This is a genomic window from Flexivirga sp. B27 (assembly GCF_052905685.1).
Window position 1 is genome coordinate 59,986 of sequence record NZ_JBPYUM010000002.1, and the last position, 23,858, is coordinate 83,843.

A 23,858-nucleotide genomic window follows, 5' to 3' on the forward strand; every position below is an offset into this window, starting at 1 on the left:
CCAGGGGCACCGAGATCACCGTTCATGCGGTTAAGTGTGGCGCATGACCACCTCGCGAAGTCTGCCTGCCGCTCCGCCCCGCGGCATACGACGTGGGGGCGGCGGATGAGACGAACCCGATTCGGTCCGGCACGGACCGTCGTGGTGTTCTACGCGATCACGGTGTCGATCGGCACCTTGTTGCTCGCGTTGCCGTTCACGACGGTGCACGATGGCCACGCCGCGTTCAGCACCGCGTTGTTCACCGCAGCCAGTGCCACCTGCATCACCGGTATGTCGCCGGTCGACGTCGCCACCTACTGGAATCCGTTCGGGCACGTGGTGATCCTGTTGCTGGTGCAGGCCGGCGGCCTGGGCATCGTGACGTTGTCGGCGCGGCTGCTGCAACTGCTGCACGGGCGGATGGGCATCGAGGGCACGCTCGCCGCGCAGGCCGAGGCACACACCGACACGCCGGCGCACGCCCGGTCGATGATCCGGGTGATCGTGCGCTTCTACCTCGCGCTCGAGGCCTGCCTCGCGGTGTTCATGGCACTGCGGCTGCACTTCGCGTATGGCGAGAGCCTCGGACGTGCCGCCTGGGAGGGTCTCTTCCACTCGGTGTCGGCGGTGAACAACGCCGGTTTCACCCTCTACACCGAAGGTGCCGCGAAGTTCACCTACGACCCGTGGATCCTGGGGATGCTGTGCGGAGGCGTGTTCATCGGTGGCCTGGGTTATCCGGTGTGGTTCGAGCTGATGCGCCGACGCCGGCCGAAGGACTGGTCGATGCACACGCGGCTGACGCTGGGCGGCTCGGTCGTGCTCTTCCTGGTCGGGCTGGGCACGTTCCTGGCGTTCGAATGGCGCAACCCCGGGACGCTGGCCAATCTCGATGTGACCGACAAGATCTGGAACTGCATCGGCGGCGCGGTCTTCCCCCGCACAGCCGGGTTCTCGACCGTGGACTACACCGCGGTCCGGCCCGAGACGACGGCGATCAACTACGTGCTGATGTTCATCGGCGGCGGCAGCGCGGGCACCTCCGGCGGAATCAAGGTCTCGACGTTCTTCCTGCTCGGGGCCGTCATCATCTCCGAGGTCCGCGGCGAACCGCAGGCGAGGGTCGGGCGGCGCGCCATACCCGTTGCGGTGCAGCGGCAGGCACTGACTGTTGCGTTGCTCGGTGTCGGCACGGTGATGATCGGGACGATCGCGATCCTGACGATCAGCGAGCAGCCGATGCAACTGGTCCTCTTCGACACGATCTCGGCGTTCTCGACGACCGGGCTGTCGGCCAACCTGACCAGCAAGCTGCCCGTGGCGGCGCAAATCGTGCTCGTCGCGTTGATGTTCATCGGCCGAGTCGGCACGATGACCGTCGGCACCGCACTGGCGATGCGTCGCAACAAGCGGCGTTACCAGCTACCGGAGGAGTTCCCCATTGTCGGTTGAGCTGTCGGTTGCGGATCCTGGAGTCCGGCCGGCTGAGGACGAGGAGTGAAGGTATGACGGGGAAGAAGAGGCGCGGCGCGCTCGACCCGCACAGCGTGCTGGTCGTGGGTCTGGGGCGCTTCGGCACCGCGGTGGCGACGACACTCACCGAGCAGGACTGGGACGTCCAGGGCGTCGACCAGTCCCTGGACCTGGTGCAGAAGTGGTCGGCCCGCTTCACCAACGTGGTGCAGGCCGACAGCAGCGACGTCGAGGCGCTCCGACAGATCGGTGCCGGGGACTTCGAGCGCGCCGTGGTGGCCATCGGATCCAACCTCGAGGCGAGCATCCTGACCACCGCCAACCTGGCCGACCTCGGAGTGCCGAGCATCTGGGCCAAGGCGATGACCAAGCAGCACGCTCGCATCCTGCGGCGGATCGGCGCGCATCACGTCGTCCTGCCCGAGCGGGAGATGGGTGCTCGCATCGGACGGCTGCTGGTGGGCTCGCTGGCCGACTACTACGAGCTGGAGAGCGGCTTCGGAATCGGCCGGATGTCGTGTGGAGCGAAATTTGACGATCAGACGCTCTCCGAGCTCAACCTGCGCGGGAAGTATGGCGTCACGGTCGTCGCGGTCAAGCATCCCGGCGGCGCCTTCGAGGACGCCCGTCCCGAGACGCGGATCGGCCGCGGTGACCAGTTGGTCATCACCGGCTCGACCGAGCGGCTCCAGCAGTTCTCCGGTCGGGCCTAGGCGCCATACAGGGCGAATGCGTCGGGAGCGTCCGCGCGCGGCTGCCACTAGAGTCGAAGTGCGAACCGCATCCGTCCAATGGAAGGCTTGCCGACCGTGCGCGAGATCGTCGTCTTCTCCGGATCAGCCCACCCCGCCCTCGCCGACAGCATCTGCACGCACCTGGGGGTGCCGAGGTCGTATGTCGACCTGACCCGTTTCAGCAACGACTGCCTGCAGGCGCAGTTGCTGGCCAACTGCCGCCAGCGGGACGTCTATCTGGTGCAGCCGCTGGTGCCGCCGACCCAGGATCACCTGATGGAGCTGCTGCTGATGATCGACGCGGCACGAGGCGCGTCGGCCGAACGCATCACCGCCGTCATCCCCTACTTCGCCTATGCACGCTCGGACAAGAAGGACGCCTCCCGGATCTCGCTGGGTGGGCGGTTGGTGGCCGACCTGCTCGCGTCCGCCGGTGTGGACCGGGTCATCACGATGGCCTTGCACGCACCGCAGGTGCACGGCTTCTTCTCGACGCCGGTCGATCATCTGACCGCCATCGGCGAGCTCGCCGAATACTTCCGGGAGCGTGACAATCTGGCCGACGACCTGAGCGACTCGGTCGTCGTCTCCCCGGACTTCGGCAATGCCAAGACCGCGCAGCAGTTCGCGCGGCTGCTGGGGCTGCCGGTCGCGGCCGGCTCCAAGAAGCGGATCTCCGACGACAAGGTCGTCATCGACACGATCGTCGGTGACGTCGACGGCAAGCGGGCCATCGTGCTCGACGACGAGATCGCGACGGGTGGGTCGGTCGTGGAGTTGCTGGACCGGCTCGGTGAGCGCGGTTGCACGGTCGCCGACATCGCATGCACCCACGGCCTGTTCGTCGGCCCGGCCGTCGAGCGCTTCTCCGGCCACCCGTTGATCGGGCAGGTGGTTACCACCGACACGGTGCCCACACCGGCGAATTGGCCTCAGCTGCATGTGCGTTCGGTCGCGGCGCTCTTCGCCGAGGCCATCGCACGCATTCACGCGGGGGAGTCGGTCAGCAGTCTCTTCGACGGTGTGGACCCCTCCCACGCGCCGCCCGCCGCGAAGCTGCCGTTGGGTTGAGCCCCGGTGTCCCGGCGGAACCAACGCCGTGCGACGTGACGTCCACCCTTCCATGACGATCGACAGCAAGCCGTGGTGGCGACGTCGTGCCGGTGTCGCGATAGTCGCCCTGGTCGTCGTGGCTCTGGTTGCCGCCCTTGCCGTCGGCGTCCCGGCACTGGTGCACCATCAGTCGGAGAAGGGCCGGCTGTCCGTGGGTGCGACGCGATCCGGTGAATACTCCATGGGCGACGGATATTTCGCCGGCAGCTATCGGTTGGTCGTCCCCGGGGCACAGATCTCGGTGAATGTCGAAACGGGCCGGCAGGCGTCGACGTCGGACGACTCCGCCGACGGCTACGAACGGCTCAAGGCACCGGAAAGTGGCTTGCTGGTGCATCTGGACTGGAGGGTCGCGCGCCTGGGCGTGGCAGGGTCGGACCACCTCGGCGACCACCCCAGCACCTTGCGCATCCGGTCGAAGGACACCTCCGTGGTGGCCGGCCGGGCGACTGCGCCGAAGCAGGCGACATACAGCTCGGAGCACCGCACCGAGAAGCTGGTCGCCCTGCCCGGTGACGTCGGCGACGTGAAGCTGGAAGTGGAGTTCGCAGGACGTTCGCAGACGGTCTCGCTGCTCGGCGGGCGGCGCGACCTGGGCTCGTTCGCGTCCCTGTATGGCGCTCGGACCGACAGCAATCGGGTCGTGTCGATGGCGCAGGACCAGCCGACGGATCCCGGCTCGGAGTTCCGCTGGTTCTGCGACGCGCTGGGCGGGACGGTCACCCGTACGCCATACCTCGATCGGCTCGGCTGGGCACCGTCCGGGCAGCAATGGGTGCTGCTCCGCGGAGCGGGCTACCGCTTCTCCGAGGAAGCAGCGACGTGGCGCGGCGGGAACGGCGTGGCCTACTACTCGGCAGCCGCGAAGCCGATCGTGTCGGTCACGATCGGCGGCACGAAGACCGGCGGCAAGAAGACCGGTAGCAAGAAGGCGCTGCGGACGCTCGGTCGCCCCACGACGCAGTCGCAGGGCGGCGTCACCAAACGGACGGCCAACTACGTTTTCTCGGTCGAGACCGGCGCGGAGGTGACGACCGTCGTCGACGTTCGTGCTCGGCTGAAGCGCACCACCCGCGACGTCGCGGGTGCACCCGCGCACTCGACGATGCGGTTGCGAACGACGACGACCTATCCGGCCGATTACGACCCGACGCTTCGGGGGCAGCGATGAGTGCGCCGGGTCGTATGTCGCGCGGTCGCCGCTGGCCGTGGGTCGCGGCTGCCGTCGTCGTCGTGCTCGTGGTCGCCCTGGTGGCCACTGTCGTCGGCCGGTCGGCCGAGGGCAAGGACAGTGTGCGGGTGGGAGAGCGACTCGACGCACAGACCGTCTTCGCGGGGCAGGAGACGGACACCACCAAGTTGTCGGTGCCGGTGGCTTTCGGCGCGCTGTCGGTGACCGTCGAGACCGCGCCGGAGATCGGCGAGCGCGAGCACCGGACGCGTGCGCCGGACGGCGCGATGATCGTGCAGGTTTCCTGGGCGCCATCGGTCTACGAGCAGGCGTCGCCGGTGTGGCCGACGGCGGATGCGCGCGAGCGGCAGGACCCCGGTGCGCGGCTGACGCTGGTGACCGGCGGCCACCGTTATCCGATCGGGAGCGCGGTAACCATTGCTGGTGACGGAGCATCCGCGATCGTCGTCGTGCGAGGCGATGGGTCCGATGCACGGATCGAGTCCCGGTTCGCCGGGCGGACGTTCCGTTCGAGCGCCGGTCCGTCCACGCCTCGGGTTGCGCAACGAGAGACTGACTCGGCGTGCGAGGACACCCCGGACAAGACCTACGTCAGCGTGACCTGCAGCCTGCCGGTTCATCGCGGTCACTACGTGGCAGGTCTCGGCGCGGCCCCCTCCGGCAAGGAGTGGCTGATTGTCAGCAGCGCGGCCGCGACGCGACGCGAGGATGCGGTTCGGCGGTATGCCGCGGGCAACCGGCACGCCGAATACGTCCGGTCGGGTGCGCCCTCGGTGAGCGTCACGGTCGATGGTGTGACGGCAAGGCCACGGGTCGCCGGGTCGGACACGATGGTCGCGGCGTCGGTGAAGGTTGCCGACCGGGCCTGGCTCGTGGACGCCGACCGGCCGTCGACCGTGCGGTTGCGTTACCGGTTGCCCACCAAGATCGACCGGGCGCGCAGCGATTGGTCGGGCGCGCCGGCGACATACCAGGTCGACGTCTCGACGACGACGACCGTCCCGGCCGGGTAACCGAAGTTGGCCCAGCCGTCCGGGTCGGCCCGTTATGGCGGACTGCAAGCGTGACGAAAGTGCTTGATGGCAGTGTCTCGCTCGGACCGAGAGGATCGTGACTCCGAAGGGGCAGAGGACGCGCATGGGGGCGACGGGGGAGAAGCGGAACGTACGGAGGCAACGCAGCACTGTGGAGGGCGTCATCCTCGCGGTGCTCTGCGTCGCGTTGTTGGTTTTCGCCGGTGTGGTGTGGAGACACCACGCCAACCGGGGCGACCGACTCGAGGTGGGGGACGACCGCGGTCCGGACTACGCGATCTCGACGAATGCCGCTGAGGACACGTACGACTTCAGAGTGCCGGGCGCTGACCTGACCGTGCGAGCCGTGGTCGGGCACGAGGGCAGCAAGTCCGACGTCGACAGATACAACCCAACGATCATCAAGGCACCACAGGACGGTCTCCTGGTGGGCGTCACCTGGTCTGCAACCACCACTGACCGTGTCCCGACGAAGTACCTCGGCAAGCACAAGATCGGGCTCAGCGTCCGATCGCGAGCTTCCTCGATCGAGATCGACCGCGGCGTCGTCCCGGAACGGGCGAACACGCCCGGCGTCGATGACGAGAAGAAGATCGTTGCGGTGCCCGGTGGCGTTGACGACGTCGAACTCGTGGTGACGTTCGAGGGGCGCACGCAGTCCCTCGACATCGCCGACGGTCATCTGACGGCGGGGGACTTCGCGACGCTCTACGCCACCGATGTGGACCCGGCGCGTGGATCGGTGTCGAGCGAACGGACGCAGCCGCCCGCAGACGAGGTGTCCTACCTCCCCTGCGGTCGGACGTTCGCCGGACAGTTCTACCGGACGCCGTACGTCGACGGAGCCGGCTGGGCGGCTCGCGGTCATCAGTGGATCCTGATCGAAGGCGCGGGCTACCGGCTGAACCCACCCGCCCACTGGAAGCGCGGCGACGAGGCGGCGTCCTACGTTCCTGCCGACCCAGCGACGTTGAAGGTCACCGCGGACGGAAATGGCCCGATCAAACTCCTCGACTCGGTCACCGAAAAAGAGCCTCGAACGACGACGAACGACTACCTGTTCTCGGCCGGAAGAGCCGGCGCCGCCGTGAACGTGGAGGTCGTTCTCGATGTGGGCTTGAAGAAGGCCGAATGGAGTCCGTCGGCCCCCGCTCGACTGAAGGAGACCGTCCGGAGGCACACCAGGTACCCAGCCGTGGTCGACCCTCCGAGCGATATAGCGCGATGAAAGTGCCCGGCAAGTGGTCGATGCGAGCGTTGTCCGGCACGCGGTCGATCCGATCAGGTGCCAGGACGGACACCGGAAGCAGGAGACGTGGGGGAAACAGACGTGGGGGAACCAGATGTGGGGGAGACAGGGGAGCGACGCCGCCTATGGCGCCGTCCGGGCACGGTGATCACGGTCGTGGTGGTGGTGCTCGCGGTCGGGCTTGCGGGTCTGATCGTCCACAACATCACCAAGGATCGGCTCGCGGCCGGCACGGTCCGGCCGGGCGAGGTCGCGCTGTCCGGGCCGGTGGTGAGCAACACGCTGCCGATGGCGATGCCGAACGCACAGCTGAACGTGCAGGTCTCGGTCGGCGGGTCCGGGACCGTCGACGACGACAAGGTCCGGGCGCCGCGAGGAGGGGTTCTGGTCGAAATCGTCTGGTCGTCCACCGAGTCGAGTGCGTTGACCGACCCGCCATCACCGGCGGGAGGCTTGCCGGGCGACGGGCCGAGCACTCTCGCGGTGCGCTCGCCGGGCAAGACCGTCATGGTGGACCGCAGGCTGCGACCGGGCACGCGTGAGCAGGAGGCAGTTGCCGCGCTGCCAGGCGATGCCGATCAGGTCGAGGTCGTGGCCGGTTTCGCCGGGCGCAGCCAGACGGTCGCGGTGAGCAGTGGACAACGGTCCGCCGGTGCCTTCGCGTCGCTCTACCGCACCGAGGCGTGGCCGTTCGGCAGCAACCCTGCGGTGTCGATCGAACGCAAGCAACCGAAGGACCCCCGATCGCACTTCGAATGGCGGGCCGAGGTGAAGCAGGGGCAGCGGGCCGTCCGGAGGCCGTACCTGGAAGGACTCGGCTGGGCCGCGAGGGGGAAGGAGTGGTTGGTCGTGAGCGATGTCGGTTACTACCTGAACGACGACGCGGCGCAATGGCGTTCGGTAGATGACGAGGTCGACTACGAGGTCGACCACAAGGACGGTGACAAGGACGGGACCGGGCCCTCCCTGACGGTCAGCGTGGCCGGGCACGGGCCGGTGAAGGTGCTGCGGCAGCCGGGCGAGAGCCGAAAGTCCTACGGCTACAGCGCCCCGGCCAACGGCGCCTACGTCTTCGCGATCCGCAGCGGGGACGCGGCGACGGTCAACTCGGTGCTCCGGGTGAAGTTGCGCCGCAGCGAGTCCGGGGACGACGGGACCGTCGGTCGTGCCCCGGCCACCAGCTCGATGGTCGTGTCGCGTCGTGACGTGCGGCCGGCCGTCGGGGAGCCGGCCCGATGAGCGCGGCGCAGACCGACGTAGCACGTCGGCGCCCAGTCCGGTGGCTGGTGCTGCTGCTGGTCGTCGTGCTCGGGATCGGAGTGCTCGGGTGGGTGGTGTTCGGGCGGCATACGGTCCACGTCGGCGACCGCTTCGCCGACCGGTCGGTGACGGACTACGACGCCCAGCGGCGGGTGCACGTCCAGATCCCTCTTGCGCAGTTGAACCTCATGGTCAGTCACGGTGATGCGGTCGGTTCCGGCGATGACGAGGTGGAGGCGCCCGATGGCGCGGCGATGGTCCAGGTGTCCTGGACGCCGACCCGACTCGGGCTGCCGCCGGTGTGGCCCGCTGCGAGTCCGCGCCAGCGGGCTGATCCCGGGGCCGATCTCTTCCTGGTCACCGGCGGCCAGCGCTACCGGCTCGCGAGCAGGGTCCGGGCTGGCGACGCCGGGTCGTCGACGGTCGTCGTCGTGAAGGGGGACGCTGCCTCGACCCGCATCGAGGCGCGGTATGCCGGCCGCACCGTGCATGCAGCCTCCGGAGATGCCGAGCTGCGTAACCCGTCGCCGTCCTCGCAGTGCGCGGACCCGTCCGAGCGCCGCCACCCCGGGCGGGTGTTCTTCAATGTCTCGTGCGTGCTGCCGCTGCACCGTTCGGTCTACGTGGCCGGTCTGGGCGCGGCGCCGGCAGGCAAGGAGTGGCTGGTGTTGTTCTCCGCCGGTGTCGTGCGCTCGGAGGGTGATGCCACGGTCTACCCACCCGGTTCGGACGCCGAAGGCGCGCGCTACGTCGCCTCGGGTGCGCCCACCGTGGCCGTCAGCGCGCAGGGCGTGACCGGCGAACCGAAGCTGGCCGGCAAGGACGTCGTCGTCGGCGACTCGGTGCAACTGGCGGATCGCGCGTGGCTGGTGCCGGAGGGGAAGGCCTCGGCCATACACCTGCGGTATCGGCTGCCGATGGCGCTGGACCGCGACCGGACGAAGCTGCCGGATCAGCCGGCGCGGCGCGACATCGACCTGCGCGGCACGGCGACCTTCCCGGCCGGATGAGATGATCCGACGAGTTTTGGCACTCGAGTTGCATGAGTGCTAAGGAACGCATAGATTCAGTGCTGGCACTCTTCCCGGGACAGTGCCAACCGCATTTCGTGGTCGACCCCCGCGACGGCGCCCACGACGTGACCAACGGTTGCACGTAGGCCCGGGGCACGCATCCACGGCCCGTCATCGGGCCCCCGAACAGGAAGGTCACACCGTGTCGGTGAACATCAAGCCGCTCGAGGACCGCATCGTCGTCAAGTCCGTCGAGGCCGAGCAGACCACCGCTTCCGGCCTGGTCATCCCGGACACCGCCAAGGAGAAGCCCCAGGAGGGCGAGGTCCTGGCCATCGGTCCGGGTCGCATCGACGACAACGGCCAGCGCGTCCCGCTGGACGTCGCTGTCGGCGACCGCGTCATCTACTCCAAGTACGGCGGCACCGAGGTCAAGTACGCCGGCGAGGAGCTGCTCATCCTCTCGGCCCGCGACGTCCTCGCAGTCGTCTCGAAGTAACGACCCCACGCATCGTGCGTATGACGCGCCCTAGCCCGCCGGCATGGCAGGGCTAGGGCATCGTCATACGCGACCTGCTAGACGAAAGGCCAACAATGGCAAAGGAACTGGAGTTCAACGACTCCGCGCGCAAGGCGCTCGAGCGGGGCGTCGACGCCCTCGCCAACGCCGTCAAGGTGACGCTCGGCCCCAAGGGGCGCAACGTCGTCATCGACAAGAAGTGGGGCGCACCGACCATCACCAACGACGGCGTGACCATCGCCCGTGAGGTCGAGCTCGAGGACTCCTACGAGAACCTCGGCGCGCAACTGGCGAAGGAAGTCGCCACCAAGACCAACGACATCGCCGGTGACGGCACCACGACCGCAACCGTGCTGGCACAGGCGATGGTCCACGAGGGCCTGCGCAACGTCGCCGCCGGCGCCGGTCCGGCTGCGCTCAAGCGCGGCATCGACAAGGCCGTCGACGCCATCAGCGAGCAGCTGCTGGCCGACGCCCGCGAGCTGGAGGGCAAGGAGGAGATCTCCCAGGTCGCCGCCCTGTCCGCGCAGGACCAGACGATCGGTGGCCTGATCGCCGAGGCGTTCGACAAGGTCGGCAAGGACGGCGTCATCACCGTCGAGGAGTCCTCCACCGCCGAGACGGCGCTGGAGTTCACCGAGGGCATGCAGTTCGACAAGGGCTACATCTCGCCCTACTTCGTCACCGACACCGAGCGGATGGAGGCCGTCCTGGAGGACGCCTACATCCTGATCAACCAGGGCAAGATCTCCTCGATCAACGACGTGCTGCCGTTGCTGGAGAAGGTCGTCCAGTCCGGCAAGCCGCTGCTGATCATCGCCGAGGACATCGAGGGCGAGGCCCTGTCCACGCTGGTGGTCAACAAGATCCGCGGCACCTTCAACGTCGCCGCGGTCAAGGCGCCCGGCTTCGGTGACCGCCGCAAGGCCATGCTGCAGGACATCGCGATCCTCACCGGTGGTCAGGTCATCGCCGAGGAGGTCGGGCTCAAGCTCGACCAGGTCGACCTCGACATGCTGGGCCAGGCCCGCCGGGTCGTCGTCACCAAGGACACCACGACCATCGTCGACGGTCAGGGTGACGCCGAGCAGGTCGGTGGCCGGGTCAAGGAGATCAAGGCCGAGATCGAGCGCACCGACTCCGACTGGGACCGCGAGAAGCTGCAGGAGCGGCTGGCGAAGCTGGCCGGTGGCGTCTGCGTCATCCAGGTCGGTGCTCACACCGAGGTGGAGCTGAAGGAGAAGAAGCACCGCATCGAGGACGCCATCTCGGCAACCCGTGCGGCCATCGAGGAGGGCATCGTCGCCGGCGGTGGCTCGGCCCTGGTGCATGCCGCCAGCGTCCTGGAGAAGCTCGACCTCGAAGGCGACGAGGCAACCGGTGCCGCGCTGATCGGCAAGGCCACGGCCGAGCCGCTGCGCTGGATCGCCGAGAACGCCGGCCTGGAGGGCTACGTCGCCGTGGCCCGCGTGCGCGAGGAGGCCGCCGGCAGCGGCCTCAACGCCGCGACCGGTGAGTATGGCGACCTGATCGCCCAGGGCGTCATCGACCCGGTGAAGGTCACCCGCTCCGCACTGCGCAACGCCGCCTCGATCGCGTCGATGGTGCTGACCACCGACACGCTCGTCGTCGACAAGAAGGAAGAGGAGGAGCCCGCGGCCGGTCACGGTCACGGTCACTGATCCCGCATCCTTCCGGTGGGCCCCTCGGGCCGGCCGAGTGTGCACGACACCGGTGCCCGGACGAAGCACGAGCTTCGCCCGGGCACCGGTGCGTTCACGGCCGGACCGCGGCGGTTCATGCGAAGTGGTCGCACGGAGCAGAAGGTTGCCGGTGGAGTAGGCAGGACGGGGGTGCACGACCTACGCTGACGTATGTACGCCGTATGGCGTGGGGCAATCAGCAACCTGACGTTGGGATGACGTGAGCTCGGGGACTTCGCGATCCAGTGCCGGCCAGGACGACCTGGCCGGCCCACCGACCGCTGCCCCCGTAACGATTTCGCGCCTCGCGGCGATGTCATCACCGGACACGCACATTCCATTGCGTGACCTGGCTGCGGCCGCCCGAGAGGGAGATGCGGCAGCGACCAATGAACTCATGGCGGCCGTGCACCGGTTGGCCGTGCGATATGCGCGCGGCAAGCTCGGGCCCTTCTCGGCCGCCGCCGATGCCGCGGCGGATGCGGCCCAGGAGGTGTGCGTGGCTGTCCTCACAGCGCTGCCGCGCTACACCGACCGCGGTGCACCGTTCGAGGCCTTCGTCTACCGCATCGCGGCCAACAAGGTCGCCGACGTGCAGCGCGGCGTCATTCGCCGCCCGGACCCGACCGACGACCTGCCGGAGACCGTGGACGAGACGCCCGGGCCGGAGGAGTGCGCCGTCGCCGACGAGCAGTCCGCTCAGGTGTGGGCGCTGCTGGACCGGTTGTCCCCGCAGCACCGCGAGATCCTCACCCTCCGTGTCGCGGTCGGCATGTCCGCGGAGGAGACGGCCGACGCGCTGGGGATGACCCCTGGCGCCATACGCGTGGCACAGCACCGGGCGCTGACCCGGCTGCGCAAGATCCTCGGGGACGAGCGGAGCGAGCCGTGACCCCCAACATCGACGACATCCGCCGCGACGACGAGTTGCTCGACTCGTTGGGCGCTCGCAGTGCACCGCAGCACTCCGACGCAACCACCGACGCGCTGGCCAGCTGGGTGCGCGAGATCGACGCGCCGGACCGGCCGGTTCCCGCCGGCCGCTATGCCCGCAGGCGCGCCCGCCGCGGGCCGGCACGGGTGGGCGTGGTCGTGGCTGCGACCATCACCGCGCTGTCGATCTCGGGCGTGGCAGCAGCCGTCGGCGGAGTCCCGGTCATCACCAAGGTCGTGCACCAGATGGGCTTCGCGCACCGCGGTGCCGACTTCGGCTCCGGCGCCGCCGGACCGCAGAGCACCAACGCACCGGTGTCGACCGCGGCCCCGACCGACCCGTCGTCGAGCTACGCGACCGACGAGTCGTCCGAGTCGGTCTCGTCGACCGCGTCGACACAGGGACCCACGCTCGATCCGTCGACGACGGCGTCGTCCGCGGTGGCGCACCGCTTCCTGCCTGGTGTGCTGGACACCGCGCGGCACCGGGCGACTCCAGGACATCCGCCGGCATCGCGGTGGACCCCACCGCCGGTGCGGACATCGGCACCGCCGTCGTCCACCGGGCAGTCCTCGAGCTCCCAGTACCCGTCGAGTACCTCGACATCTTCCTCGACACCGTCGGACTCCAGCTCGTCCAGCTCGACGCCGTCCTCGCGGCCGAGCAGCAGCACCGGCCCGTCGGCATCGACGACGGCACCCGGCTCCACGACGCGGCCGCCCGAGCCGACGCACCCGCCGAAGCCGACTCGCACGCCGAAGCCGAGCGCCACGTCGTCCACGTCGGACTCGACACCGCCCACGCTGTCCTCGACCTCGACGCAGCCGAGCGACTCGTCATCCAGCAGCACATCGGGCAGCAGGTCGAGCAACGCGGCCCGCTCCAGCAGCTCGAGCCACTGAGCGCGCGAGCCGCTCACGCCGCCGACTGACCTTCTGTTCCCCCGTGATGACGCGCCTTCTACACTTTGGCAATGGCATTCGAGGAGTCGCACGCGCCCACCCATTCCTTCGATGTCCCCGCCAAGTTCGGCCAGCTCGGTCTCACCTATGACGACGTGCTGTTGCTGCCCGGGGAAACCGACGTCATCCCCAGCGAGGTCGACACCACCAGTCGGTTGACCCGCGAGATCAGCCTCCGGCTGCCGCTGGTGTCGGCAGCCATGGACACCGTCACCGAGTCCCGTATGGCGATCGCCATGGCGCGCCAAGGCGGCATCGGTGTGCTGCACCGCAACCTGTCGATCGCCGACCAGGCCGAGCAGGTCGACCTGGTCAAGCGGACCCAGACCGGCATCATCTCCAACCCGGTGACCATCGGTCCCGACGCGACGCTGGAGGAGCTGGACGAGACGTGTGGCCGCTACCGCGTGTCCGGCCTGCCCGTGGTCGACGTCGAGGACCACCTGATCGGCATCATCACCAACCGCGACCTGCGCTTCACCCCGGTCGCCGAGTGGGCCACCACCAAGGTGTCGGAGATGATGACGCCGATGCCGCTGGTGACCGGCCCGGTCGGCATCAGCCGCGAGGACGCGACCGCACTGCTGCGCCAGCACAAGCGTGAGCGCCTGCCGCTGGTGGACGACGACGGCAAGCTCGCCGGGTTGATCACGGTCAAGGACTTCGTGAAGTCCGAGCAGTTCCCCGACGCCTCCTACGACGCCGACGGCCGGCTGCTTGTCGCAGCTGCAATTGGCTACTTCGGCGACGCGTGGGAGCGCGCGACCACGCTGGTCGAGGCTGGTGTCGACGTGCTGGTGCCAGACGTCGCCAACGGTCACGCCCGCCTCATGCTGGACATGATCCGCAAGCTGAAGTCGGACCCGGCGACCCGGCACGTGCAGATCCTCGGCGGCAACGTCGCCACCCGCGCGGGTGCCCAGGCACTGGTCGACGCGGGCGTCGACGGGGTGAAGGTCGGCGTCGGCCCGGGCTCGATCTGCACCACGCGGGTCGTTGCCGGTGTCGGCGTGCCGCAGGTGACCGCGATCCACGAGGCGTCGCTGGCCTGCGCGCCGGCCGGTGTCCCGGTCATCGGCGACGGTGGCCTGCAGTTCTCCGGCGACATCGCCAAAGCCCTTGTCGCAGGCGCAGATTCGGTGATGCTGGGTTCGTTGCTCGCGGGCTGTGAGGAGTCGCCCGGCGACCTGATCCTGGTCGCGGGCAAGCAGTTCAAGACCTACCGCGGCATGGGTTCGCTCGGCGCGATGGCCTCCCGCGGCAAGAAGTCGTTCTCCAAGGACCGCTACTTCCAGGCCGACGTCGCCAGCGACGACGAGATCGTGCCCGAGGGCATCGAGGGCCGCGTGCCCTACCGCGGCCCTCTCGGCAACGTCATCCACCAATTGGTCGGCGGCTTGCACCAGTCGATGTTCTACGTCGGCGCCAACACCGTCCCGGAGTTGCAGGAGCGCGGCCGGTTCGTGCGGATCACCACGGCAGGGCTCAAGGAGTCGCACCCGCACGACATACAGGGCATCGTCGAGGCGCCGAACTACTCCCGCTGATCTTCTGCGCTGTTGTCTTGATCGAGAGGCGTACCTAAGCATCGAGAGGCGTACAAATCTGCCCTGATCAAGTACGCCTCTCGATGCGGAAGTACGCCTCTCGATCAGCGGGGTGCCTATCGGCTCGATCCGCTAGGGGACCCAGACCAGGGCGTCGCCGACGAGGCGCTGGGTGCCGCCGCTGCCGCTCGGGGTGTTGAGGGCGCCGGCCGGTGTGGCGAGCGTGGTCGAGCCGCCGCCGTCGAGATTGACCGCGTCCACCAGGCCGAGCGACTGTGCCACCGTTGCTGTTTCGGCGATCGTGGTGCCGACACTGGACGTCATACGACCGTCGACGGTGATCAGCGAGATCTTGCCGTCCGCGGTGCGGCCGAAGATGGTGCGCGGGTTGCGGTCGAACATGCTGCCCGTGCCTGACGGCGCAACGATCGCACCATCGGCGGTGAGCCGGTAGCGGCCGTTCACCCCGTATGTCGAGCGCGTCAGCCGCACCGGGGCGCCCGCCTCATCGGTCAGCGTCTGGCGCAGTGTGAAGCAGGCGCGGCGACCGGCCAACAGCGCGAGCGCGGTCGCATCCGAACCCGTCGCCTGGATCGCGACCTGTCCCTTGGCGAGGGACGCGCCGCGGGACGCGGTCGAGCGTATGACGCAACCGTTGCGACCCAGCACGACCTCGCGGCCCTGTCCCACCGGAGTGCGCGCGCCGAACTCCGTTGTGATCCATTCGGTTTGGCCTGGAAGGTCGCATTTCGTGTTTGCGCTGCATCCCGCCGGAACGGCCGGCGGATGGTCGACCCCGTCGAGGTCGGCGGCAGCGCCGGTGCGCTTGTCGACTGCTTTGCCGGTCCACGTCGTGTGGCCGAAGGTCATGGCGCCCGAGCGCCCGTCGAAGACGACGTCCTGCTCAGCAGGGTCGTTCGTCGGCTCGGAGAGCAGCTTCCCGCCATACACGCCGAGGCCGACGGGGTCGCCGGGGTAGTCCTTGCTCGCGGTGTAGGTGAAGAACGACGCGTTCGTGCCGATCAGCCCGCGCGACGAGGCGACCAGGTCGGAGACCGACTCGCCGCCGGCGATGTCCTTGCCGTAGGTCGCCTGCAGGTGGCCGCGGGCGAGGTGCGGGTCGATGGTCAACTGATTGACGACCCACGGTCCTTGGTCGGTGGTGTTGATCTCGTCCGGGTCGGCGGGCGTCATGCCGCGCACGATGTGCGTCAGCGTGATGCCACGCGCGAGGGTGGTGGTCGAACGGGTCTCGGTCAGATTCGCTGCTCCCAGAGGGAGATTCGCTGGATGAGCGCTCTCGGCAGCGGCGCTCGCGGCGGGTGTGCCGGCGGCGGCGATGACGAGTGCGGTGGCTGTGACGATGAGGCGACGTCTGGTCATGCAACGAAGCTCTCGCACCCGACGGGTGGCGCGAGTGACAAGCGCGTGAACGGTCGCCGAAGGGCGGAAGCGCCGCCGACGTCAGCGGGCGGTGTCGCGCAACTCCCGCTTGAGGATCTTGCCGGAGGCGTTGCGGGGCAGGTCGTCGAGGAACTCGACCTGCTTGGGCACCTTGAACGGCGCCAGGTCGGTGCGCGCGTGCTGGAGCAGTTCGTCGGCGCTCACCTCACCCTTGCGGACGATGTATGCCGTGACCTTCTCGCCCCACTTCTCGTCGGGTATGCCGACGACGGCGACCTCGGCGACGGCCGGGTGGGTGTAGAGCGCGTCCTCGATCTCCCGGGAGGCGACCAGCACACCGCCGGTGTTGATGACGTCCTTGATCCGGTCGACGACGAAGATGTAGCCCTCCTCGTCCCGGCGGACCAGGTCGCCGGAGTGGAACCAGCCGCCCTCGAACGCCGCGACCGACGCCTCCGGGTTGTCCCAGTAGCCGTCGCACAGCTGCGGCGACCGGTAGACGATCTCGCCCTGCTCACCGACCGGGACGTCGTTGCCGTCACCGTCGACGACGCGCGCCTCGACGAACAGCACCGGACGGCCGGCGCTGTCCGGGCGATCGGCGTGCTCCTCCGGGCGAAGCACCGTCGCGAGCGGCGCGATCTCGGACTGCCCGAAACAGTTGTAGAAGCCCAGATCCGGCGAGGCGGCCTGCAGACGTTGCAGCACCGGCACCGGCATGATCGACGCGCCGTAGTAGGCACGGCGCAGGTCGCCGAGCCCGCGCGACGCGAAGTCGGCGTGGTTCGCGATCGCGACCCAGAGCGTCGGGGCGGCGAAGAACGAGCGGTGGCCGTCGGCTGACAGGCGTCGCAGGATGTCGTCCGGTGCCGGGATCTCGAGGATCGTGCTGCTGCAGCCCACCATCAGTCCGGGCAGGACGAAGACGTGCATCTGCGCCGAGTGGTAGAGCGGCATCACGTGCAGCGGCTCGTCGTCCTCGGCGAGGTCGAGCGCGGCCACGCAGCTGACGTATTCGCTCACCAGGGAGCGGTGGGTCATCACCGCTCCCTTCGGCGCCGACGTGGTCCCGGACGTGTAGAGCAGCTGGACGACCGCGTCCTCGCCCGAACCCGAGAACACTTGCGGCGTATCGGGATTCGCCGCACCGGACAATGCGACCTGCTCCAAAGAGTCGCTCCCGCGCAGCGGGAGGACCAGCCCGGGACAGTGCTCGACGTCGGCCAGACGATCGCGCAGGCCGGGGTCGACCAGGACCGCCGAGCTGCCCGACTGAGCGATCAGGTAGTCCAGCTCCCGGGCGACCAGGTTGTAGTTGATCGGCACGTGCACGAGGCCGGATCGCGCGCAGGCGAGGAACGCCACGACATACAGATCGGAATTCTTCCCGTATGCCGCCACCCGCGCGCCCGGCTCGAGGCCGAGCGTCAGCAGGTGCGCGGCGACGGCGTCGACCGCGCGATCCAGCTCGGCATACGTCCAACTGCGCTCTTCGAAGCGCAGCGCCACCCGGTCGCCGAAACGGTTCGCGGACCTGCGGATGACGTCGTCGACCGTGTTGCTCTGTGCGCGGGAGATGTCGTTCATGGCCCCACCTCAGCACAGCCGACGCCTCCGGCAGGCACTTTTGCCGGAGTATGTCGCCGGCGTCGCCGTGGACGCGCTTGCCATCAAGCTCGCTCGAAGTCCTAGCGTTGTCCGGGTGACCGACAGCCCGTGGACGCCGATACGCCGAATGACGCTGATCGGGGTCGTCCTGCTGGAGGTGCTGGTGGCCTTCGAGCAGATCGCGGTGTCGACCGCGATGCCAACCGTGGCAAAGGATTTGGACGGTCTGGCGATCTACCCCGTGGTCTTCGCCGTCCCGCTCGCCGCGACAGTCCTGGCGATGGTGGTGTCCGGCGCGTGGGCGGACTCCAGCGGCCCCCGGCTGGTGATCATCACCGGCGCCAGCCTCTTCGTCGCCGGACTGCTGCTCGCCGGCGCCGCGCAGTCGATGACCATGCTCATCCTGGGCAGGACCGTCCAGAGCATCGGCGGGGGACTGGACAGCGTCGCCCTCTACGTGCTGATCGCAGCCGCCTTCCCGGACGCGCTGCGCCCGAAGGTCTTCGTGGGCATCTCGGCCGCCTGGGTCGCCCCGTCGTTGTTCGGTCCACCGCTGGCCGGCTACCTCGCGACGGACGTCTCGTGGCGGTGGGTCTTCTGGGTCGGTGCCGCGTTCGCCATACCGGGGCTGGCGCTGCTGTTGCCGGCCATGCGGCGGCAGCAGGCGGCCAAGCGTGAGCGGGAAGCGACGTCGTCGGTCCGGCGGCGACTGCTGGCTGCCGCGGGTGCGGCGACGGGTGCGGTGCTGCTCTCCCTGGCGGCCGACCGCGCGCTGACGTCGGCGGTGGGTCTGATGGCGGGCGGTCTGGCCCTCCTGGTGGTCTTCGTGCCGCGACTGGTGCCGCCCGGCACACTGCGCGGCGGACACGGCATACCGTCCGTGGTCGCGACCCGCGCGCTGCTCGGCGCGGCGTTCGCGGGGACCGAGGTCTACCTGCCGCTGATACTCACCCGGCAGCACCACATGAGCGCCACCGCTGCCGGTGTCGTTCTCACCGTCGGCGCGCTGTCCTGGAGCCTCGCCGCGTGGCTTGCGGGCCGGCGCATCTCGCACGAGGACCAGCGGCGGCTGGCACGGATCGGTCTGGTGTTGCTCACGATCGGCATCACCGGAGCAGTCGCGAGCGCCTGGTCGAGCACGCCCTCGTGGACGCTCTATGCCTTCTGGCTGATCGGTGGCGGGGGCATCGGGTTGGCCTACTCACCGCTCACCGTGCTGCTGATGGGTATGTCGGCGGATGACGAGCAGGGACGCAACGCGTCGTCGGTGCAGACCACCGAGATGCTGACGACGTCCGTGCTGCTGGCCGTGTCGGCGATCGTCTTCAGCGGGCTGACCCCGCACTCGCACGTGGCCGCCTTCGCGAGCGGACTGACGCTCGCCGTCGTCGCGGCGTTGCTGGGCGTGGTCGTGGCGCGGCGGCTCGCGCCGGTTGCCGCGGACACGTCGAGCGTTCGACCTACCACGGCCGGTAGCCTGCCCTCGTGACTGAGATCGAGATCGGCCGAGGCAAGCGGGGCCGCCGCGCATACTCCTTCGACGACATCGCGATCGTGCCGTCGCGCCGCACGCGCGACCCGCAGGACGTGTCCGTCGGGTGGCAGATCGATGCCTACCACTTCGACCTGCCGGTCGTGGCAGCACCGATGGACTCGGTGATGAGCCCGGCGTCGGCGATCGAGATGGGCAGGTTGGGCGGCCTGCCGGTCCTCGACCTGGAGGGTCTGTGGACCCGCTACGAGAGCCCGGAGCCGCTGCTGCGCGAGATCGCTCAGCTCGACCCGGCGAACGGGTTGGCCCGCATGCAGGAGATCTACCGGGCACCGATCCGTCCCGACCTGATCACGTTGCGACTGGGCGAGATCCGTGATGCCGGGATCACCACCGCGGGAGCGCTGTCACCGCAGCGCACCCAGGAGCACTGGAAGACCGTGGTCGACGCGGGCGTCGACCTGTTCGTCATACGCGGCACGACGGTGTCAGCCGAGCACGTCAGCGGTCGGGCCGAGCCGCTGAACCTCAAGCGCTTCATCTACGAGCTCGACGTCCCGGTCATCGTCGGCGGCGTTGCGACATACACCGCGTCGCTGCACCTGATGCGCACCGGCGCGGCCGGCGTGCTCGTCGGCTTCGGTGGCGGCGCCGCCCACACGACGCGTCGCGCACTCGGCATCCACGCGCCGATGGCGTCCGCGATCGCGGACGTCGCCGCCGCCCGCCGTGACTACATGGACGAGACCGGCGGCCGCTACGTGCACGTCATCGCCGACGGCGGCATGGGCCTGTCCGGCGACATCATCAAGGCGTTCGCCTGCGGCGCCGACGCCGTCATGCTCGGAGCGTCGCTCGCACGCGCGGCCGACGCGCCCGGCGGCGGATTCCACTGGGGGAGCGAGGCGCACCACGAGGCGTTGCCGCGTGGTGAGCGCGTCGAGGTCGGCACCGCGGGGACACTGGAGCAGATCCTCACCGGGCCCGCGCAGAGCGCCGATGGCACCAGCAACCTGGTCGGTGCACTCCGCCGCGCCATGGCCACCACGGGCTACTCCGAGCTGAAGGAATTCCAGCGGGTCGAGACTGTCGTCGCGCCGTACCAGCGTTCCTAGTTACCGAAGAGTAAGACGGCTGGGCGACTCACTCCCACTGTGAGCGCCGCCACGTTACCCTTGAGTAATGACGGACCAGCTGCAGAGCACCTCGACCACGGAAGTCACCGATCCGGCCGACGCCGCCCGGCCGAGTCCGGCGCCGCACACGGTCGACCCGACGTTGCCCGCGCGGCTCGCCCGGCGGGTCCGCGCCGCAGCGGACGCGCAGACCTACGACTGCGTGACGCCCTTCACCGCCGGCGTCATCGCGCAGTTGCCGGTGTCGACGGTCGCCGACGTCGAGCAGGCGTATGACGCGGCGCGCGCCGCACAGACCGGCTGGGCGGCCCGATCCGTGCCCGACCGGGCCAAGATCCTGCTGCGCTACCACGACCTGATCCTGCAGCACCGTGACGAGCTGCTCGACCTGATCCAGCTGGAGTCGGGCAAGACCCGCAAGAACGCCTTCGAGGAGATCCTCGACGTCGCGGGCATCTGCCGGCACTACGCCCGCAAGGCGCCCGACTACCTCAAGCCGCGGAAGCACCTGGGCGCCATACCCGTCCTCACGCAGTCGACCGAGTTGCATCACCCGCGCGGCGTGATCGGCATCGTCGGCCCCTGGAACTACCCGCTGTCGATGTCGATCACCGACGCACTGCCCGCGCTGGTCGCCGGCAACGCCGTGGTGGTCCGCCCCGACGAGAAGGCATCGTTGACCGCCTTGCGCGCGATCGAGCTGCTCGACCAGGCCGGCCTGCCCAAGGGTGTCCTACAGGTCGTGCTCGGTCCGGGCCAGACCGTCGGCGAAGCCGTCCTCGACCGCGCCGACTACGTCATGTACACCGGCTCGACGGCCACCGGCCGCAAGGTCGCCGAGCGCGCCGCGTCCCGGCTGGTCGGCGCCTCCCTCGAGCTCGGCGGCAAGAACGCCATGTATGTCGCCGACGACGCCAACCTGCGCATCGCCGCCGAGGGCGCCGTGCGCTCCTGCTTCTCCTCGGCCGGGCAGCTGTGCATCTCGATCGAGCGACTGATCCTGCACGAGCGCATCGCCGACGACTTCCTCAAACACTTCCTGGGGCGCGTGCGGAAGATGTCGCTCGGCAGCGACCTGGCCTGGGGCACCGACATGGGATCGCTGATCTCGCAGGCACAGCTGGAGCGCGTCACCCAGCACGTCGAGGACGCCCGCGCCAAAGGGGCGACGGTGCTCGCCGGCGGCCACCCGCGACCGGAGCTGGGCCCCTACTTCTACGAGCCGACGGTGTTGGAGGGCGTCACCGGCGGCATGGACTGCCGCAACGGCGAGACCTTCGGTCCGGTCGTCGCCGTCTATCGCGTCAGCAGTGACGAGGAGGCGATCGCGCTGGCCAACGACACCAACTACGGGCTCAACGGCTCGGTCTGGTCCAAGGACACCCGCCGCGGCCGGCGCATCGCCGAGCAGATCCGTTGCGGCACGGTCAACGTCAACGAGGGGTATGCCGCCGCATGGGCCAGCAACGGCTCCCCGATGGGCGGCATGGGCGAGTCGGGCCTCGGCCGCCGTCACGGCGCCGAGGGCATCCTGAAATACACCGAGTCGCAGAACGTCGCCGTGCAACACGGCACACCGTTCAAGGTCCCGACCGGCGTGCCGGAGAAGGTCTGGGCGCGCTCGATGGCGACCGGTATGCGAGTGATGAAGGGATTCCGTCTGTCATGACCGACATTCGATCTTCCTCGGAATCAAGAGGATTCGACCACGACGTGCTGGTGATCGGGTCCGGCTTCGGTGGCTCCGTGTCCGCACTCCGGCTCGCCGAGAAGGGCTACGACGTCCACGTCTACGAGTCGGGCCGCCGCTTCGAGGACCACGAGTTCGCCAAGACGTCCTGGAACCTGCGCAAGTACCTCTGGGCACCGCGCCTCAAGTGCTTCGGGGTGCAGCGCTACCACCAGTTGCCCGGTGTGATGATCCTCGCCGGCGCCGGTGTGGGCGGTGGTTCGCTCAACTACGCCAACACCCTCTACAAGCCGCCGCCGGAGTTCTTCGCCGACCAGCAGTGGGGCGACATCACGGACTGGGACGCCGAGCTGAGCCCGCACTACGAGGTCGCCAAACGGATGCTCGGCGTCGTCGAGGAAAATCCGTGCCAGGGGCCGGTCGAGCAGTTGATGAAGGACACCGCGAACGATCTCGGTGTCGGCTCGACGTTCCGCAAGACACCCGTCGGTGTCTTCTTCGGTGAGTCCGGCAAGCAGGTGGCCGATCCCTACTTCGGCGGAGAGGGGCCCGAGCGCACCGGCTGCACCGAGTGCGGCAACTGCATGGTCGGCTGCCGGGTCGGCGCGAAGAACACCCTGATGAAGAACTACCTGGCGCTCGCCGAGCGTCGTGGTGTCACGATCGAGCCGCTGCGCACGGTCGTCGAGATCGAGCCGGTCACCGGCGGTGGTTTCCGGGTGACCTCGGAACGCACCGGCGCCTGGGTCGCCAAGGACCGTCGCAGTGTCACGGCGGAGCAGGTCGTCGTCGCCGCGGGCACGTGGGGCACCCAGAACCTCCTGCACCGGATGAAGGTCACCGGCCGGTTGCCGCACCTGTCCGACAAGCTCGGCGAGCTCACCCGCACCAACTCCGAGGAGCTGGGCGGTGCTGCCGCGGTCAAGGTACCGGACAGCGTCGACCTGACGCACGGCGTCGCGATCACCACGTCGTTCCACATCGACGAGAACACGCACATTGAGAACGTCCGCTACGGCAAGGGCTCCAACCTCATGGGGCTGATGTCGACGTTCCTGGTCAACGGTGACAAGAAGGTGCCGGGACGCACCGCCGAAATGCTCGGCCAACTGCTCCGCAACCCGGTGCGCGCGGCGCGTGTGCTCGGGCCGAAGTGGAGCGAGCGCACCATCATCGCGCTGGTCATGCAGAGCATCGACAACTCGATCACGGTGAAGCCGCGACGCCGTTTCGGTCGCGTCGGGCTCACGACTGCGCCGGGGTATGGCGAGCCGAACCCGCGCTGGATTCCCCAGGGGCACAAGGCCATTCGAGCGATCACCGAGCGGCTGAAGAAGGTCGGTGACGTCGACGCGATCGCCGGTGTCTGCTGGCCGGAGTTCTTCGGTATGCCGATGACCGCCCACTTCCTCGGCGGAGTCGCGATCTCGGCCGACGAGGAGCACGGCGTCATCGACCCCTATCACCGGGTGTGGAATTACCCGGGCCTGCACGTCGTCGACGGCGCCGCGGTCAGTGCCAACCTCGGGGTCAATCCGTCCCTGACGATCACCGCGCAGGCCGAGCGGGCCATCGCCATGTGGCCGGCCAAGGGCGAGAGCGATGCGCGCCCGGAGCAGGGTTCGCCATACCGGCGCACGGCGGCACCTGCAGCGCGGGTGCCCGGCGTGGACCTCGGTATGCCGAAGGTGCCCGCCGCCGGCTGAGTGACCGGCTCCACCCGCCGAGCGGCCCCCCGTTGATCGAGAGGACCGGCAATTTCGTGTCCCAGAGGGCCGAATCGCCGGTCCTCTCGGTGATCGAGGGTCCTCT

19 protein-coding genes are annotated in these 23,858 nt (G+C 69.0%); 16 read left to right on the top strand and 3 right to left on the bottom strand.

Features of this window, described 5'->3' with window-relative positions; all coding sequences use genetic code 11:
- Positions 1-105 precede the first annotated feature (105 nt).
- From ACSZL9_RS09170 to shbA, 11 genes are all read left to right on the top strand, one after another.
- Positions 106-1,434, top strand: coding sequence for a TrkH family potassium uptake protein (locus tag ACSZL9_RS09170; protein ID WP_446665186.1), 1,329 nt, complete (start codon positions 106-108; stop codon positions 1,432-1,434).
- 53 nt (positions 1,435-1,487) lie between these two features.
- Positions 1,488-2,168, top strand: coding sequence for a potassium channel family protein (locus ACSZL9_RS09175; protein WP_446665187.1), 681 nt, complete (start codon positions 1,488-1,490; stop codon positions 2,166-2,168).
- Positions 2,169-2,264: 96 nt separating this feature from the next.
- Positions 2,265-3,260, top strand: coding sequence for a ribose-phosphate diphosphokinase (locus ACSZL9_RS09180; RefSeq protein WP_446665785.1), 996 nt, complete (start codon positions 2,265-2,267; stop codon positions 3,258-3,260).
- A 52-nt stretch (positions 3,261-3,312) separates the two neighbouring features.
- A complete protein-coding gene (locus ACSZL9_RS09185; RefSeq protein ID WP_446665188.1) occupies positions 3,313-4,473 on the top strand; it encodes a hypothetical protein in 1,161 nt (386 codons plus the stop codon).
- Positions 4,470-5,507, top strand: coding sequence for a hypothetical protein (locus ACSZL9_RS09190; RefSeq protein ID WP_446665189.1), 1,038 nt, complete (start codon positions 4,470-4,472; stop codon positions 5,505-5,507). Before ACSZL9_RS09185 ends, ACSZL9_RS09190 begins: the two co-directional genes overlap by 4 nt.
- Before the next feature lie 97 nt (positions 5,508-5,604).
- Entirely contained in the window at positions 5,605-6,756 is a 1,152-nt protein-coding gene (locus ACSZL9_RS09195) for a hypothetical protein (protein WP_446665190.1), read from the top strand.
- Between the two features lie 102 nt (positions 6,757-6,858).
- The gene (locus ACSZL9_RS09200) at positions 6,859-8,016 is read left to right on the top strand and encodes a hypothetical protein (RefSeq protein ID WP_446665191.1); all 1,158 of its coding nucleotides are present in this window, start codon (positions 6,859-6,861) and stop codon (positions 8,014-8,016) included.
- Entirely contained in the window at positions 8,013-9,047 is a 1,035-nt protein-coding gene (locus ACSZL9_RS09205; RefSeq protein WP_446665192.1) for a hypothetical protein, read from the top strand. The genes ACSZL9_RS09200 and ACSZL9_RS09205 overlap by 4 nt, the downstream gene beginning before the upstream one ends.
- A gap of 205 nt (positions 9,048-9,252) precedes the next feature.
- Entirely contained in the window at positions 9,253-9,549 is a 297-nt protein-coding gene (gene groES, locus ACSZL9_RS09210; RefSeq protein WP_446665193.1) for a co-chaperone GroES, read from the top strand.
- 95 nt (positions 9,550-9,644) lie between these two features.
- Positions 9,645-11,252 carry a chaperonin GroEL gene (gene groL, locus ACSZL9_RS09215; RefSeq protein ID WP_446665194.1) on the top strand — a complete coding sequence of 536 codons (1,608 nt, stop codon included), beginning with the start codon at positions 9,645-9,647 and terminating at the stop codon, positions 11,250-11,252.
- Positions 11,253-11,586: 334 nt separating this feature from the next.
- The gene (gene shbA, locus ACSZL9_RS09220) at positions 11,587-12,165 is read left to right on the top strand and encodes an RNA polymerase sigma factor ShbA (protein WP_446665195.1); all 579 of its coding nucleotides are present in this window, start codon (positions 11,587-11,589) and stop codon (positions 12,163-12,165) included.
- A gap of 391 nt (positions 12,166-12,556) precedes the next feature.
- Here the strand turns inward: shbA and ACSZL9_RS09225 are convergent, their stop codons facing one another.
- The gene (locus ACSZL9_RS09225) at positions 12,557-13,126 is read right to left on the bottom strand and encodes a hypothetical protein (RefSeq protein WP_446665196.1); all 570 of its coding nucleotides are present in this window, start codon (positions 13,124-13,126) and stop codon (positions 12,557-12,559) included.
- A 54-nt stretch (positions 13,127-13,180) separates the two neighbouring features.
- Here ACSZL9_RS09225 and guaB point away from each other — a divergent pair, with 54 nt between their 5' ends.
- Positions 13,181-14,716, top strand: a complete 1,536-nt coding sequence (gene guaB, locus ACSZL9_RS09230) for an IMP dehydrogenase (RefSeq protein WP_446665197.1) — start codon at positions 13,181-13,183, stop codon at positions 14,714-14,716.
- A gap of 132 nt (positions 14,717-14,848) precedes the next feature.
- On the opposite strand, the gene ACSZL9_RS09235 is transcribed toward guaB, so the two are convergent.
- A complete protein-coding gene (locus tag ACSZL9_RS09235) occupies positions 14,849-16,099 on the bottom strand; it encodes a phosphodiester glycosidase family protein (RefSeq protein ID WP_446665198.1) in 1,251 nt (416 codons plus the stop codon).
- A gap of 81 nt (positions 16,100-16,180) precedes the next feature.
- A complete protein-coding gene (locus tag ACSZL9_RS09240) occupies positions 16,181-17,707 on the bottom strand; it encodes a fatty acyl-CoA synthetase (RefSeq protein WP_446665199.1) in 1,527 nt (508 codons plus the stop codon).
- 115 nt (positions 17,708-17,822) lie between these two features.
- Here ACSZL9_RS09240 and ACSZL9_RS09245 point away from each other — a divergent pair, with 115 nt between their 5' ends.
- From ACSZL9_RS09245 to ACSZL9_RS09260, 4 genes are all read left to right on the top strand, one after another.
- Positions 17,823-19,217, top strand: a complete 1,395-nt coding sequence (locus ACSZL9_RS09245; protein ID WP_446665200.1) for an MFS transporter — start codon at positions 17,823-17,825, stop codon at positions 19,215-19,217.
- A complete protein-coding gene (locus ACSZL9_RS09250) occupies positions 19,214-20,335 on the top strand; it encodes a GuaB3 family IMP dehydrogenase-related protein (RefSeq protein ID WP_446665201.1) in 1,122 nt (373 codons plus the stop codon). The genes ACSZL9_RS09245 and ACSZL9_RS09250 overlap by 4 nt, the downstream gene beginning before the upstream one ends.
- Positions 20,336-20,402: 67 nt before the next feature.
- Complete coding sequence (locus ACSZL9_RS09255) at positions 20,403-22,025, top strand: succinic semialdehyde dehydrogenase (RefSeq protein WP_446665202.1); 1,623 nt, start codon at positions 20,403-20,405, stop codon at positions 22,023-22,025.
- Entirely contained in the window at positions 22,022-23,752 is a 1,731-nt protein-coding gene (locus tag ACSZL9_RS09260) for a GMC oxidoreductase (RefSeq protein ID WP_446665203.1), read from the top strand. Before ACSZL9_RS09255 ends, ACSZL9_RS09260 begins: the two co-directional genes overlap by 4 nt.
- Positions 23,753-23,858 lie beyond the last annotated feature (106 nt).

Bases quoted from the DNA above. Each gene is read 5' to 3' on its own strand.
- ACSZL9_RS09240 (WP_446665199.1), bottom strand. From the start codon at position 17,707: ATGAACGACATCTCCCGCGCACAGAGCAACACGGTCGACGACGTCATC.
- guaB (WP_446665197.1), top strand. From the start codon at position 13,181: ATGGCATTCGAGGAGTCGCACGCGCCCACCCATTCCTTCGATGTCCCC.
- ACSZL9_RS09255 (WP_446665202.1), top strand. From the start codon at position 20,403: ATGACGGACCAGCTGCAGAGCACCTCGACCACGGAAGTCACCGATCCG.
- ACSZL9_RS09175 (WP_446665187.1), top strand. From the start codon at position 1,488: ATGACGGGGAAGAAGAGGCGCGGCGCGCTCGACCCGCACAGCGTGCTG.
- ACSZL9_RS09235 (WP_446665198.1), bottom strand. From the start codon at position 16,099: ATGACCAGACGTCGCCTCATCGTCACAGCCACCGCACTCGTCATCGCC.
- ACSZL9_RS09185 (WP_446665188.1), top strand. From the start codon at position 3,313: ATGACGATCGACAGCAAGCCGTGGTGGCGACGTCGTGCCGGTGTCGCG.
- shbA (WP_446665195.1), top strand. From the start codon at position 11,587: ATGTCATCACCGGACACGCACATTCCATTGCGTGACCTGGCTGCGGCC.
- ACSZL9_RS09190 (WP_446665189.1), top strand. From the start codon at position 4,470: ATGAGTGCGCCGGGTCGTATGTCGCGCGGTCGCCGCTGGCCGTGGGTC.
- groL (WP_446665194.1), top strand. From the start codon at position 9,645: ATGGCAAAGGAACTGGAGTTCAACGACTCCGCGCGCAAGGCGCTCGAG.
- ACSZL9_RS09205 (WP_446665192.1), top strand. From the start codon at position 8,013: ATGAGCGCGGCGCAGACCGACGTAGCACGTCGGCGCCCAGTCCGGTGG.
- ACSZL9_RS09260 (WP_446665203.1), top strand. From the start codon at position 22,022: ATGACCGACATTCGATCTTCCTCGGAATCAAGAGGATTCGACCACGAC.
- ACSZL9_RS09170 (WP_446665186.1), top strand. From the start codon at position 106: ATGAGACGAACCCGATTCGGTCCGGCACGGACCGTCGTGGTGTTCTAC.